Source organism: Halogeometricum sp. S1BR25-6, assembly GCF_031624495.1.
In the GTDB taxonomy this organism is placed as follows: Archaea; Halobacteriota; Halobacteria; order Halobacteriales; family Haloferacaceae; genus Halogeometricum; species Halogeometricum salsisoli.
In genome coordinates, this window is sequence record NZ_JAMQOP010000002.1 from 646,763 (window position 1) to 659,824 (window position 13,062).

Consider the following 13,062-nt stretch of genomic DNA (forward strand, 5'->3'; position numbering starts at 1 on the left):
CCATGGCCGAACTACTCGAAGACGACGAGATACAGAACCGCCTGCCCGACGGCTGGGAACGCGACGGCGACGAGATAACGAAGACCTACGAGTTCGACGACTATCTGAAAGGTATCGAGTTCACTACGCAGGTGGGCGAAGTGGCCGAAGAGGAGGTCCACCACCCGGAGATAATCGTCCGCTACGAAGAGGTCGAAGTCCGCCTCACGAGCCACGAGGAGGGCGGCATCACGGAGAAGGACATCCGACTCGCGGACCTCTTCGACGACGAGCGATAGCGCCGTGGACGCCGCGTACGTCTTCCGGGTACGGTTCCGCCTCGACGCCGAGACGGGCGTCCGCACCGACCCGCGAACGTTCGAGACGGTGGTCGAGGTGACCGCCGACGACCCGGGCGAGGGCGAGTGGCTGTTCTTCCGCGACGCCCTCTGGCGGGGCGAAGTGAACGACGAACGCTACGCCCGCGAACTCGCGGAGGAGTGGCTGTCGGTGCCCGTCGACGCGGTGACGTTCCGGGAACTGCGCGCCGACGAGGCGTACATGGACGCCCTACGGACCGAAATCGAGGCGGACCCAACGCCGTTCAACGCGGATTCGGCGCGCGAGACGCTGCACAAGTACCTCGGGTCGAGTATCCGGGTCACCAACGACTAACCGGTCGGGTAGGACGACAGTAACGGCGAAAAGCATAAAGCGAGAGAATGCCTACCACAGTCTCCTGATGGTTTCCGACGCATACGACTTCTGGCTGTTCGACCTCGACGGAACGCTCGTCGACGCGGACTGGTCGTACACCCGCGAGGTGTTCGACCGGGTCGGCGAGAGTCTCGGCCGGGAGTTCACCGACCGCGAGGCAGAGGTCATCTGGCACGGCCTCGGCGGCGCCCGCGACCCGCAACTGCGCGCGTGGGACATCGACCCCGCCGAGTTCTGGCCGGCGTTCCACGCCGTCGAGGACCCGCAGGCCCGCGCGGAGGCGACGTACCTCCACGAGGACGCCGCCCGCCTCCTCCGCGACGTCGTCGAAACCCGACCGGTCGGCGTCGTCACGCACTGCCAGCAGTTCCTCGCCGACCCGGTCATCGACCACCTGGACCTGCGCGACTGGTTCGATACGGTGGTCTGCTGCACCGAGGAACTGGGCTGGAAACCCGACCCCGCACCGGTTCGTCACGCGATTCGCGCGATGGGCGTCGACCCGGCGGAGGGGCGCGGCGTCCTGGCCGGCGACGGGTCCAGTGACATCGGCGCCGCCTGGAACGCCGGCCTCGACGGTCTGCACGTCGAGCGTCACCCGCCCGAGCGCCGCGGTCGCTGCGTCCTCGCGGACGTCCGAGTGGATTCGTTCGACGACCTGCGGAACCGTCGCGTCGCCACGGACGGCGGGTTCGCCCCCGAGTAACTACTCGTAGCCCGTCTCCGGGAGTTCGCGGACGGCGACGAACCCCTCGCTGGAGACGGACACCTCGTACCGCCCGTACGGGAACCGGACGTAGATGTCGTAGCGGGGCACTCCGTCGCTCCGCGGTTCGAGCATCGACTGCAGTGCCTCGGTGTCGAGCGAGGAGAACAGGGGTTCCGATTCGAGGGCGTCGACGCCGGTGTGCGCTTCGAGCACCTGCGCGATGGTCGTCCCGAGTTCGTCGTCGACGTCCCAGTCGTGCACGCCGATGATCGTCCACGGACCGCCCTGGATTTCTGCCGGGAACGTCCCGACGGCCTCCTCGATGGACTCGCACGGTCGCCCCTCGAACAGTTGCGCCTCGGTCACGGTCGGAACGCGGCTCTCGTCGGCGAGCGTGCGGGCGCGTTCGACGACGGCGCCGATGCCGTCGGCGTCCGCCTTCCTGACGTACTCGGAGACGTCCGCCTCCAGGGCGTCGAGGGCGACGTCGTCCCACTCCTTGGCCGTGTAGAAGATGATGGGGACGTCGTCGCGCCGCCGCCGCGCGGCGACGATGAAGGCGGTGTCGTCGGCGAGACACAGCGAGTCGCTGATGATACAGTCGACGGCGTGGGAGTCGAGGAGGGAGAGGCCCTCCTCGGCGTCGGCCGCCGTCAGCATTTCGACCTCGTCGCCGTGGGCACGACGGAACGAGAGCGCGGAGAGTTCGAGCATGTCGGGGTCGTCGTCGACGTGCAGGACGGTCGGTGCGGAGGACATACCCCGTCGATTAGTCTCATGCCACAAAAAGACTCTTGCTGAGTGACTTATTTGCGGAGACGGAATCAATTAGTTTCGTAGCCGCCGAGTCGGTCGAACAGGTCGTCGGCCGAGTCGAGCACCGACGCGAACGCCTCGACGCTCGGCTTCTTCGTGCGGTCGGGGTTGGCGAGCACGCGCACGGGTTCGCGGCCGACGGGGACGAAGCCCATTCCGAGGCGTTCGGCGGTGACCCGGAGGCCGAGGCCGGCGTCGGCCTTTCCGCGCAGGACGGTCCGCGCGGGGCTCTCCGCGGCCTTCGTCGTCAGTTCGTAGCCCGAAATCGCGTCCGCGAGGTCCCGGCGCTCGGTCCCCCGTTCCTCGGCGAGGTCCGCGAGGGCGGATTCGAGCGAGGAGCGAAGCCCCGAGTCCGTCCCGCGGTTGACGAAGCGTAAGTCGCCGTCGAGGAGGTCCGCGAGGCCGGTCACGTTCTGTGGATTATCGGCGGGGACGACGAGTCCCCACTCGCGGGTCCACCGACCCAGTTCGGCGCCGTCGACGTCCCGGTCGAGGGGGCCGGCGGCGACGGCCACGTCCGGCACGCCGCCCCGGAGGCGGCGGAGGCCCTCGCGGGTGCCGACCGGAAGGAAGCGCGGCGCGTCGAGGCGGTCAAGGAGGCGCGAGAGCGCCGGGTCGTCCTCGCCGGCGGCGAGGAGCGTCGGGGCGCGCACGTCCGGCGAGAACAGGCGCACGTCGACGGACTCCCCCTCGGCGAGGTACTCGGTGTCCGGGTGAATCTCCACCACGCCGTCGGCTTCGACCAAGGAGGTGGTCGCGCCGCTCCCCTTGTCGACGGGGTAGACGAGCGTCTCGCCGTCCTCGTCCTCGATGAGGCCGACGGGCATGAGGCGCATCCGACCCTCGCCGTAGCGCTCGCGGACCGCCATCGACCCCGAGACGGTCGCCGTCCGCGGTTCGGGTAGGCCGGCGGCGCGGCGAATCGCGGGCGCGACGAACGTCCGGAAGATGGTCAGCGCCGAGACGGGGTAGCCCGGCAGGCCGACGTAGGCGGAGGGCGACTCGCCCTCCCCGAGCGTTCCGACGAGCATCGGCTTGCCCGGCTTGACCGAGACGCCGTGCAGGAGTAGGTCGCCGCGTTCCTCGATGACGCGGTAGATGACGTCGACGGCGGAGGCCGAGGTGGACCCCGAGGAGAGCACGAGGTCGCACTCCTCGGCCGCCTCCACGAGGAGGCGCTCCATCTCCGCGAAGTCGTCGCCGGCGTGGGGGTAGGTCCGAACCTCGCCGCCGGCCTCCTCGACGCCGGTGGCGACGGTGTAGCTGTTCACGTCGTATATCTGCCCGGCGTCGCTGTTCAGCGATTCCCCGGGCCGGACGAGTTCGTCGCCGGTGGAGATGATGCCCACGGTGGGCTTCCCGCGGACGGGCACCTCGTCGACGCCGAGCGCCGAGAGGAGTCCGATTTCGCGCGGCGTGAGGAGCGTCCCCGGGCCGAGTGCGCGCGCGCCGGCGGCGACGTCCGCGCCCGCGAGCATCACGCTGTCGCCGGGCGCGACGGCGTCGCGGACGACCACGTTCCCGCCGCGCTCCTCGGTTCGCTCCACGATGACGACGGCGTCGGCGCCGTCGGGCATCACCGCTCCCGTCGAGATTTCGGCCGCCTCGCCGTCCCCGACGGTCACGTCGGGTTCGACGCCGGCGTGCACCTCCCCGACGAGTTCGAGTTCGACGGGAGAGCCCTCGCCGGCCCCGAAGGTGTCCTCGGCGCGGACGGCGTAGCCGTCCATGCTCGCCCGGTCGAACCCGGGCACGTCCATCTCGGCGTCGATTCGCTCCGCGAGGACGCGGCCTCTGGACTCTCGAAGCGGGACCGTCTCCGCTCCGGGGGCCAAATCGAGGCCCGCGATGGCCTCGTGGGCCTCGACGGGGTCCGCGAGGTCGCGGAACTCCTTTCGGCTCACGCGAACCTCCTCGCGGTGAGGGTGAGGTCGTCGGTCGCACGTTCGGCCGCGACGCGGCCGAGAAGCCGTCCGACGGAAGTCACGCGGACCACTCCCAGCCCTCGACGGTCACCGTCTCGCCCTCGGCGTAGCCCTCTCGCTCCTCCGGGACGGCGACCCACCCGTCCGCGAGGGCAACCGAGGAGAGCACCCCCGACCCGTTCGCGCGCGTCGGTTCGGCGGTCCGTTCGGCGCCGGTGCCGTCGCCGTCGGTGTCGACGGGTCCGCCGTCGTCGCCTCCGCCGCTCCCTCCGTCGTCGAGTCGCACGCGGGCGAACGTCCGAATCCCGGGTTCGCTCGGAATCTTCCGCCGCAGGCGGGCCTCGACCGTCGGAAACGGGCGCTCGGGGAGGTGCCCGACGCGCTTGAGGAGGGGCCGGAGGAACTGGACGGCGTTGACGATGCAGGCGACCGGGTAACCCGGCAGCATCACGACGGGCGTGTCCTCGACGACTCCGAGGGCGACGGGGTGGCCCGGTTTGAGGGCGACGCCGTGGACGAGCACCTCGCCGAGTTCGGAGACCACTTCCGGGATGAGGTCGCGTTCGCCCACCGAGGACCCGCCCGTCGTCACGACGACGTCCTTCGTCAGGTCGCGTTGGACGGCGGCGCGGAGGGCCGCCTCGTCGTCGGTCACGACGTTCCGGTACGTCGCCACGCCGCCCCAGCGTTCGACCAGGCGCGAGACGGTGAGGCCGTTCGTCTCGATTATCTCGCCGGGGTCGGGGTCTCGCTGGACGAGTTCCTCGCCGGTCGGAATCACGCCGACCGTCGGGTAGTCGTACACCGACACCTCGTCCAACCCGACCGACTTCAGGAGGCCGAGGTCGGAGGGGCGCAGTTGGTGGCCGGGGTCGAACAGTCGCTGCCCGTCGGCCACGTCCTCGCCCGTCTTGCCGACGTTCTCCCCGGCGGTGACGGCGTCGAACACCTCCAACTCCCCGCCGACGGCGTCGGCGCGTTCGACCATCACCACGGCGTCCGCGCCCGCCGGGAGTTCGCTGCCCGTGTGGACGCGGACGGCCGACTCGGGGTCGACCGCGGCGTCCGCCGCCTCGACGTCGCCGTCGGCGAGGCGGAGCACCGCGGGGGACCGACCGGACGCGCCGAACGTATCCTCGGCGCGGACGGCCCACCCGTCCATCGCCGCGCGGTCGTAGTTCGGCACCGGGTTCGGCGCCGTCACCGCCTCCGCGATGGGCCGCCCGTCGGTCCGTTCGAGGGGAAGCGTCTCGGTCCGTTCGTGGGGCGTCGCGGCCGACAGGAGCGCCTCGCGCGCCTCGGCGACCCGCGTGCGCTCTTTGAACCCGGCTGTCTGCCGGTCGTGCGCGTTCGTCATACCGGGTCGTTGCGGGCCGACGGTAAAAGGCTCCGCGGGGCGGCGGGGCGGGAAGGGACGACGCCCCGACGCTTCGACCCGCCAGCCAACGCTTATTGTACCGCAACTTTCATTCGAGATATGGCGAGACTGACCGACGGCGACCGGGAACGACTCCGAGCGGCGTTCGACCGTCAGTTGGACGTCGGACTGCACCACGGCGGGCAGTTGGCCGTCTACGTCGACGGGGAACTCGCGGCGGACTTCGCGGGCGGGACGACCGGTCCGGGCGGCGGGGAGACCACCCCGGAGACGCGGCACCTGCTGTTCTCGTGTACGAAACCGTACGCGGGCGTCGGACTTCACCAACTCGTCGAACGCGGGGCGGCCGACTACGACGACGCCGTCGTCGACCACTGGCCCGAGTTCGCCGACGAGGGGTCGACGAAGGCCGAGATAACGCTCCGGCAGGTGCTCAGTCACACCGCCGGCGTGCCGTACGGCGAGTTCGACGACGCGGCCGAGGAGTGGGGCGACTGGGACGCCGTCGTGCGGGCGATGGAGGAGATAGAACCGGTGTTCGACCCCGGCGAGACGCCCGCGTACCACACCTTCAACTACGGGTGGCTGGTCGGCGAACTCGTCCGCCGCCTCTCCGGTCAGCGCGTCGACGAGTTCGTCGCCGAGAACGTGTTCGAACCGCTGGGGATGGAGGACACCAGCATCGGTCTGGGTCCCGACGAGGAGGACGATGTGGCAACCCTCGCGGGGTTCGAGGCGTACGACCGGTGCCGCGACCCCGGCGAGGGACTCGGTATCCCGGCGTCCGAGTCGGCCGAGGCGTTCAACGCCGAGGCCGTCCGGCGGGCGGTGATTCCGGCGGCGAACGGCGTCGGAACGGCCGCCGACATGGCTCGCTTCTACGCTTGTATGGCGAACGGCGGCCAACTCGACGGGACCCGCCTGCTCAACTCGGAGACGGTGGCGGAGGCGACGCGCACCCACGCCGAGACGGACTCCGACGGTACGCTCTCGCGGCCCGCGCGGTACGGTCTCGGCTTCTGGACCGGCGGCCTCGCGAACGACATGTTCGGGTCGTTCAGCCGCGAGCGGATGTTCGGCCACGCCGGACTCGGGAGCGTCTTCGGCTGGGGCGACCCCGAACTGAACGTCGGGTTCGCCTACGTCACCAACGGCATCCGCGAGGAGTCCTGGGAGCACGCCGCCCGAGTCGCCGGACTGTCCGACGCCGTCAGACTTGCGCTCGCGGAGTGAGCGCCGTCGCGGTGGCCGCCGAGTCGAAATCGCTCCATCGCTCCCGACGGGGGCCACAACACTTAGCAGCGTCGAACTCCCCGACCGCGGGCTTTTTCGACCCGGACTCCTTAGCACAGAGTATGTCTGCACTGCGGGACGCGCTGCAGGAACTGCCGGACGCCGTGTTCGCCGACCTCCTGGAGTCCGACGACGCGTACCTCATCGTCTTGGACCTCCCCGGCGTGACGCCCGACACCGCGGAACTCCGCGTCGACAAGGGCCGCCTCATCATTGAGGCGCGCCGCGATAAGGAGCTTCCGCGCGAGTTCCGCTACGTCCGCGAGGACCGCTCGTTGTTCCTCGACGCCGAACTCCCCCTCCCCCCGGATGCGGCCGGCGCCGGCGCCGACGGCGAGATGGACCGCGGCGTCCTCACCATCCGCCTGCCGAAGCGCGAGTCCGCTCCGGAACGGACCATCCCCATCGCCGGCGCCGACGACGCGGATGCGTGACCGCGCGGTGAGGTGGTGACGCTGGTCAATCTCCGCTCGTACTGGCGGTTCCTCGTCGTCGTCTACCAGTTCTCCCCGCTGATAGTCGCGTACGCGAGGGACCGCCGGAGGTTCGTGCTCTTCGGCGGGTCGCGGAGCGTCACGACCGAGATGCAGGAGCGACGGGCGACGATTCTGCTCGACTCCCTCTTGACGCTCGGCCCAACGTTCATCAAACTCGGACAGTTGCTGTCGACACGACCGGACATCCTCCCGCCCGCGTACATCGAGGTGCTGTCGAGCCTCCAGGACGACGTGCCGCCCGCGCCGTGGGCGGAGTCGAAGGAGGTGCTCGAAGCCGAACTCGGACCGGTCGGGGAGGCGTTCGAGTCGTTCGACGAGGACCCGATAAGCGGCGCCAGCCTCGGGCAGGTGTACACCGCGCGCCACGACGGCGAGGACGTCGCGGTGAAGGTCCGCCGCCCCGGTATCGAGTCGCTCGTCGAGGCCGACCTGCGGGTCGTCAAGTGGTCGCTCCCCCTCCTGATGCGCTTCATCGGGGAGGGGCGGGCGTTCTCGCTCGAAAACCTCGCCGACGAGTTCGCCAAGACCATCAGACAGGAGATGGACTACAGCCGCGAACGCCGCATCCTCGACCAGATACAGTCGAACTTCGAGGGCGACGAGGACATCCGTATCCCCGAACCCGTCGAGGAGCGTTCGGGACCGCGCGTGCTGACGATGGAGTATCTCCCCGGGACGAAAATAAACGACATCGAGACGCTGGACGCGATGGGCGTCGACCGGACGGAGTTGGCGACGCGCCTCCAGCGCATCTACCTGCAGATGATAATCGACGACGGCGTCTTCCACGCCGACCCCCACCCCGGCAACCTCGCCGTCGACGAGGACGGCGCCATCATCTTCTACGACTTCGGGATGTCCGGGCGGGTGGACCCGTTCGTCCAGGACAAAATCGTCGACTTCTACGTCGCCGTCGCCAACCAGGACATCGACGGTATCCTCGACGCCCTCATCGAGATGGGGACGCTCTCCCCCGAAGCGGACCGGCGGGTGATGGGCGACGTGATGGAACTCGCCATCGCCGACGCCCGCGGCGAGGACATCGAGCAGTACCGCGTCCAGCAGATCATCGAGCAGGTGGAGTCGACCATCTACGAGTTCCCGCTCCGTCTCCCCCGAAATCTCGCGTTGGTGCTCCGCGTGGCGACGGTGGTGGAGGGCGTCTGTGTCACCCTCGACCCCGAGTTCGACTTCATCTCGGTCGCCACCGACTACCTCCGGGACGAGGGGTACTACGAGGAGACGGCGAAGGAACTCGTCCGCGACGCGGGCCAGCAGATGCAGCGGACGACGGAGGCGCTGTTCACCGTGCCGCCGAAACTCGACCGGGTGCTCGACACCGTCGAACGGGAGGACCTCACCGTCAACGTCCAGTTGGAGGACAAGGAGGGCGTGCTGGACAAACTCGCGCGGCGCATCGTCTACGGCATCCTGCTCGCGGTCGGCGCCCTCTCGACGGCCGTCCTCTACGCGTTCGACCAGACGAGCGTCCTCCCCGCCGCCGTCGCCGCGGCGCTGACGCTGCCCATCATCGTCCAACTCTACCGCTCGTTCCGCTCGAAGCGCGGAATTCGGGCGAAACCCCAGTTCACGCGGCAGAGCATGCGACAGCGACGCGGCGAGGAGTGATACGTTATCAAACGTGAGTTTCGGAGGCGGACGTTTATCTGGAGGGACGACCGACCCTACCGGCAATGACTCGGTGGCGGGCCGTCGTCGCTGGATTCGCCCTCGCGGCGTGCAGCGAGGCGCTCGTCTTCTTTCTCACGGGGCGGGTGACGCTCGTCGGCGGCCTCGCCGGGAGCGCCGTCGCGGGCTACCTCGTCGGTCCGGACCCGGCCGACGGCGCGTGGCACGGCCTGCTGTCGGCGCTGTCGTGGGGCATCGTCCTCATCCCCGGACTGGTCGCGCTGGCCGTCGTCGGCGACGGTCCGCTCCCCTTTCCCTTCGAGTACCTCCTCCCGCTGTTCGACACGCCCGGGGAGGCGACGACGAGCATCCTCGTCGCCGTCACGCTTCCGAACGCGGCGGCGGGCGCGCTCGGAAGCCTCTCGCGCAGACGCGACGAGGAGCGCGACGCCCGACTCGGTACGGACCTCGACGAGGTCTGAGCGCGCCGGTCGACGAACCGGAAACGCCCGCCGCGACGTTCGTGAGTCCATCACGCGGGCGAACACCGTCGCCCGTTTCCAAACCGTTTATACGGACCTGACGATAACGCGGAGATATGCCCAGAGAACAGAAGCAGGTCCGCGAACTTCAGGAAGGCAGCTACGTGATGATGGAAGAGTCCCCGTGTAAGATCAACGCTTACAGCACCGCCAAACCGGGCAAGCACGGCAGTGCAAAGGCGCGCATCGAGGGCAAGGGCGTCTTCGACAGCAAGAAGCGCTCGCTCAGCCAACCCGTCGACGCGAAGGTGTGGGTGCCCATCATCGAGCGAAAGCAGGGTCAGGTCGTCTCCGTGACGGGCGAGGACGCGCAGATCATGGACCTTGACACCTACGAGACGTTCACGATGCGCATCCCCGACGACGAGGACCTCAACCCCGACGACGACATCGAGTACCTCGAGTACGAGGGCCAGCGGAAGATCGTCTGATCGGGATGTTTCCCGGGGCAACCGCGTCGCGAGACGACGCCGCGTACGTCGTCGTGGGCGCCCCGCTGGATATCTCGACCACGTTCCGACCCGGGACCCGGTTCGGTCCCGAGAGAATCCGGCGGTTCGCCCGGACGTTCGACGACTACGACCGGCGGACCGACCTGCGCTTTTCCGACTGTCTCGTCCACGACGAGGGCGACGTCCGCCCGTGGGACGACGCCGCCGAGTACGTCGAGTGGGTCGCGGGGACGCTCCGCGACGCCGTCGACGACGGCGCCGTCCCCCTCCTCCTCGGCGGCGAGCACACCGTCACCCGCGCGGGCGTCGACGCCGTCGAACCGGACGTGTTCGTCTGTCTCGACGCCCACCTCGATTTGAGAGACGAGTACGACGGCAACCCGTGGAGCCACGCCACCGTCACCCGCCGCGTCCTCGACTCGCTGGGCGCCGAGGAGGCGATTATCCTCGGCGCGCGCACGGGGTCGCCCGAGGAGTGGAAGCGGGCCGACGAGGACGACGTGACCGTCGTCCCGCCCGAGGATGTGGGGGAGTTCGCGTTCGGCGACCGATTCGACGACCGGTCGGTCTACCTCAGCGTGGACGTCGACGGCGCCGACCCCGGGTTCGCTCCGGGGACGGGGACGCCCGAACCGTTCGGACTGGCCCCGAGGGAGATGCGCGACGTCGTCCGCGCCGTCGCCCCGCACGCCGACGGCTTCGACACCGTCGAGGTGAACGACCGGGACGACGGGCAGGCCGCGTCGCTGGCGGGGAAACTGCTCAGGGAGTTCGTGTTCTCGCACGCCGCGGCGACCGGGAACGGAAACGGGAGCGGCGACGGCGGCGCCGGCGCTGACGGCGGATAAGTTCTCGAAAAGAACGAACGGGCGTGTTACCGCTTTCCGCTTCGGAACAGTCGTCGCACCTTGCTCGTGATACTCCGCTTCGTTCCGCGCGGGAGACGTCGCCACGCGCGCATTGCTTTCTTGAATTTGCCCATGGCAATCACTCGCGGCAGAGCCGCGTCGTTCGCTTTCCCGTCGTCGGACGACGGGTACTCACGCTTGCGGTCGGCAGTACAAAGGTATCGTGGCCGCCGGCTGATTCGAAGACAGCGGACCGGTTCGACCCACCGGCGACCAACGGGATACAAACGGCCGGCGGCCGTCCGTCGAGTCATGAGCATGAACCGCGCGGAAGTGGTCGCACGGTACGACGAGGAACTGGACACCGAGGCGTACGCGGACGTGGACGCCAGCGCCAACGGTCTGCAGGTCGGCTCCGAGGAGGGGGAGGTAGAACACGTCGCCTTCGCCGTCGACGCCGCCGAGGCGACCATCGAGGCGGCGGCCGACGCGAACGCCGACCTCCTCGTCGTCCATCACGGTCTCGTGTGGGGCGGGCTGGACCGCGTGACCGGTCGCGCGTACGACCGCATCGCGCCACTCGTCGAGAACGACATCGGCCTCTACGTCTCGCATCTCCCCCTCGACGGCCACCAGTCGCGCGGCAACGCCGCGGGCGTCGCCGACCGCCTCGAACTCGAATCGCGCGAACCGTTCGGCGAACTCGGCCCCGTCCACATCGGCCAGCGCGGCCGGGCCTCCCGGACGTACACCGTCGAAGAACTCCGCGAGGCGCTGGCGGAGTTGGACAACGGCGGGGAGTCGGTGCAGGTGCTCGACTTCGGACCCGACGAGATATCGCAGATAGCCGTCGTCACCGGGTCCGGCGCGGACTGGCTCTCGGAGGCCGAAGCCGTCGGCGCGGACGCCCTCGTCACGGGAGAAGGGAAACAGCAGGTCTACCACGAGGCGCGCGAGGCGGGGCTGAACGTCTTCCTGGCCGGACACTACGCGACGGAGACGTTCGGCGTGCGCAACCTCGCCGCCCTCGCGCAGGGGTGGGGACTGGAGGCGACGTACCTCGACTTCCCGACGGGGCTGTGAGTCGGGTCGGACCGCGACCACTAAACCGACCGGCCCCACACCGGGAGGTATGAGCGACGACGGTCACGAGCACGACGGCAGCGAGGACGGCGACAGCGGAGACGGCGACGGGTATCATCCGCCGCACCGCGAGGAGTTCCGCGAGAATCCCATCGGACACGCGCGGGTCCGCGGCGGGATGACCGTCGGCGAACTCACCGGCGAGTACGGCAAGGCCGGCATCGGCGCGGCGAAACTACAGCGCGCGGTCGACGTGTACGCCGAGATGATCGGCAGAGACGACGTGACGAACCTGTTCGGCCTCGCCGGCGCGATGGTTCCCGCGGGGATGCGTCAGATCGTCGTCGACCTCATCGAGGAGGGCCACATCGACGCCCTCGTCACGACGGGCGCGAACCTGACGCACGACGCCATCGAGGCCATCGGCGGCAAACACCACCACGGGCGGGCGGAACCGCACGACCCGCACCCCTCCGACGAGGAGGCGCGGCCGACGGGCGAGACGATGCGCGACCACGACGAGCACCTGCGCGACGAGCAGGTCGACCGCATCTACAACGTTTATCTGCCCCAGGAGCACTTCGCGCTGTTCGAGGGACACCTCCGCGAGAACGTCTTTCCCGAGGTCGAGCGCACGGTGTCGATTCAGGAGTTCACCGCCGAACTCGGGCGGGCGAACCTCGAACGGAATCGCGAGGAGGGAATCGAGGAGGACGCCGGCGTCGCCGCCGCGGCGTACGACAACGACGTGCCGATATACTGCCCGGCGATTCAGGACTCGGTACTGGGGATTCAGGCGTGGATATACTCGCAGACCTCCGAGTTCTCGCTCGACGCGCTGAAGGACATGACGCACCTCTCGGACCTCGCGTTCGAGGCCGAGAAGGCGGGGGCGATGGTCGTCGGCGGCGGCGTGCCGAAGAACTACGTCCTCCAGACGATGCTCACCATCCCCGACGCGTACGACTACGCCGTCCAGTTGACGATGGACCCCGACCACACGGGCGGCCTCTCGGGGGCGACGCTGGACGAGGCCCGGTCGTGGGGGAAATTAGAGAAGTCCGCGAAGAACGCCACCGTCGTCGGCGACGCCACCATCACGCTGCCGTTCGTCGCCGCCGCGGCGCGCGAACGCGCCGACGAGCGGTTCTGATTCGGACCGGGGAGGTCGGCGTGAGCGGACGCGACGCTGCC

The 13,062-nt window shown here is 69.3% G+C and carries 14 protein-coding genes; 11 read left to right on the forward strand and 3 right to left on the reverse strand.

Going from position 1 to position 13,062, the window contains the following annotated elements:
- Window positions 1-2 precede the first annotated feature (2 nt).
- The 3 genes from NDI76_RS13355 (at window position 3) to NDI76_RS13365 (ending at window position 1,402) form a co-directional block, all read left to right on the forward strand.
- Window positions 3-278: a 4a-hydroxytetrahydrobiopterin dehydratase gene (locus NDI76_RS13355; RefSeq protein ID WP_310924580.1), complete on the forward strand. Its 276-nt coding sequence runs from the start codon at window positions 3-5 to the stop codon at window positions 276-278.
- 4 nt (window positions 279-282) lie between these two features.
- Window positions 283-654 (forward strand): LWR-salt protein, encoded by a 372-nt coding sequence (gene lwrS / locus NDI76_RS13360; RefSeq protein ID WP_310924581.1) that lies wholly within the window; start codon window positions 283-285, stop codon window positions 652-654.
- A 67-nt stretch (window positions 655-721) separates the two neighbouring features.
- On the forward strand, window positions 722-1,402 hold the full coding sequence (locus tag NDI76_RS13365) for an HAD family hydrolase (protein WP_310924582.1): 681 nt from the start codon (window positions 722-724) through the stop codon (window positions 1,400-1,402).
- Here the strand turns inward: NDI76_RS13365 and NDI76_RS13370 are convergent, their stop codons facing one another.
- From NDI76_RS13370 to NDI76_RS13380, 3 genes are all read right to left on the reverse strand, one after another.
- On the reverse strand, window positions 1,403-2,164 hold the full coding sequence (locus NDI76_RS13370) for a HalOD1 output domain-containing protein (protein ID WP_310924583.1): 762 nt from the start codon (window positions 2,162-2,164) through the stop codon (window positions 1,403-1,405).
- Between the two features lie 65 nt (window positions 2,165-2,229).
- Window positions 2,230-4,125 carry a molybdopterin biosynthesis protein gene (locus tag NDI76_RS13375; RefSeq protein ID WP_310924584.1) on the reverse strand — a complete coding sequence of 632 codons (1,896 nt, stop codon included), beginning with the start codon at window positions 4,123-4,125 and terminating at the stop codon, window positions 2,230-2,232.
- Window positions 4,126-4,204: 79 nt separating this feature from the next.
- Window positions 4,205-5,503 (reverse strand): molybdopterin molybdotransferase MoeA, encoded by a 1,299-nt coding sequence (locus tag NDI76_RS13380; protein WP_310924585.1) that lies wholly within the window; start codon window positions 5,501-5,503, stop codon window positions 4,205-4,207.
- Between the two features lie 120 nt (window positions 5,504-5,623).
- On the opposite strand from NDI76_RS13380, the gene NDI76_RS13385 reads away from it, so the two are divergent.
- The 8 genes from NDI76_RS13385 (at window position 5,624) to NDI76_RS13420 (ending at window position 13,021) form a co-directional block, all read left to right on the forward strand.
- Window positions 5,624-6,757 (forward strand): serine hydrolase domain-containing protein, encoded by a 1,134-nt coding sequence (locus tag NDI76_RS13385; RefSeq protein ID WP_310924586.1) that lies wholly within the window; start codon window positions 5,624-5,626, stop codon window positions 6,755-6,757.
- 122 nt (window positions 6,758-6,879) lie between these two features.
- The gene (locus NDI76_RS13390; protein ID WP_310924587.1) at window positions 6,880-7,251 is read left to right on the forward strand and encodes an Hsp20/alpha crystallin family protein; all 372 of its coding nucleotides are present in this window, start codon (window positions 6,880-6,882) and stop codon (window positions 7,249-7,251) included.
- A 12-nt stretch (window positions 7,252-7,263) separates the two neighbouring features.
- A complete protein-coding gene (locus NDI76_RS13395) occupies window positions 7,264-8,943 on the forward strand; it encodes an ABC1 kinase family protein (protein WP_310924588.1) in 1,680 nt (559 codons plus the stop codon).
- 65 nt (window positions 8,944-9,008) lie between these two features.
- On the forward strand, window positions 9,009-9,425 hold the full coding sequence (locus NDI76_RS13400; protein ID WP_310924589.1) for a DUF5518 domain-containing protein: 417 nt from the start codon (window positions 9,009-9,011) through the stop codon (window positions 9,423-9,425).
- A gap of 116 nt (window positions 9,426-9,541) precedes the next feature.
- On the forward strand, window positions 9,542-9,916 hold the full coding sequence (locus NDI76_RS13405) for a translation initiation factor IF-5A (RefSeq protein ID WP_310924590.1): 375 nt from the start codon (window positions 9,542-9,544) through the stop codon (window positions 9,914-9,916).
- A gap of 5 nt (window positions 9,917-9,921) precedes the next feature.
- Window positions 9,922-10,785, forward strand: a complete 864-nt coding sequence (gene speB / locus NDI76_RS13410; protein ID WP_310924591.1) for an agmatinase — start codon at window positions 9,922-9,924, stop codon at window positions 10,783-10,785.
- Window positions 10,786-11,103: 318 nt separating this feature from the next.
- The gene (locus tag NDI76_RS13415; RefSeq protein ID WP_310924968.1) at window positions 11,104-11,868 is read left to right on the forward strand and encodes a Nif3-like dinuclear metal center hexameric protein; all 765 of its coding nucleotides are present in this window, start codon (window positions 11,104-11,106) and stop codon (window positions 11,866-11,868) included.
- A 49-nt stretch (window positions 11,869-11,917) separates the two neighbouring features.
- Window positions 11,918-13,021: a deoxyhypusine synthase gene (locus NDI76_RS13420; RefSeq protein WP_310924592.1), complete on the forward strand. Its 1,104-nt coding sequence runs from the start codon at window positions 11,918-11,920 to the stop codon at window positions 13,019-13,021.
- Window positions 13,022-13,062: the final 41 nt, after the last annotated feature.

Coding starts and splice junctions, on each gene's coding strand:
- NDI76_RS13355 (WP_310924580.1), top strand. CDS start 3: ATGGCCGAACTACTCGAAGACGACGAGATACAGAACCGCCTGCCCGAC.
- NDI76_RS13380 (WP_310924585.1), bottom strand. CDS start 5,503: ATGACGAACGCGCACGACCGGCAGACAGCCGGGTTCAAAGAGCGCACG.
- NDI76_RS13415 (WP_310924968.1), top strand. CDS start 11,104: ATGAACCGCGCGGAAGTGGTCGCACGGTACGACGAGGAACTGGACACC.
- NDI76_RS13420 (WP_310924592.1), top strand. CDS start 11,918: ATGAGCGACGACGGTCACGAGCACGACGGCAGCGAGGACGGCGACAGC.
- NDI76_RS13370 (WP_310924583.1), bottom strand. CDS start 2,164: ATGTCCTCCGCACCGACCGTCCTGCACGTCGACGACGACCCCGACATG.
- speB (WP_310924591.1), top strand. CDS start 9,922: ATGTTTCCCGGGGCAACCGCGTCGCGAGACGACGCCGCGTACGTCGTC.
- NDI76_RS13390 (WP_310924587.1), top strand. CDS start 6,880: ATGTCTGCACTGCGGGACGCGCTGCAGGAACTGCCGGACGCCGTGTTC.
- NDI76_RS13405 (WP_310924590.1), top strand. CDS start 9,542: ATGCCCAGAGAACAGAAGCAGGTCCGCGAACTTCAGGAAGGCAGCTAC.
- NDI76_RS13400 (WP_310924589.1), top strand. CDS start 9,009: ATGACTCGGTGGCGGGCCGTCGTCGCTGGATTCGCCCTCGCGGCGTGC.
- NDI76_RS13365 (WP_310924582.1), top strand. CDS start 722: ATGGTTTCCGACGCATACGACTTCTGGCTGTTCGACCTCGACGGAACG.
- NDI76_RS13385 (WP_310924586.1), top strand. CDS start 5,624: ATGGCGAGACTGACCGACGGCGACCGGGAACGACTCCGAGCGGCGTTC.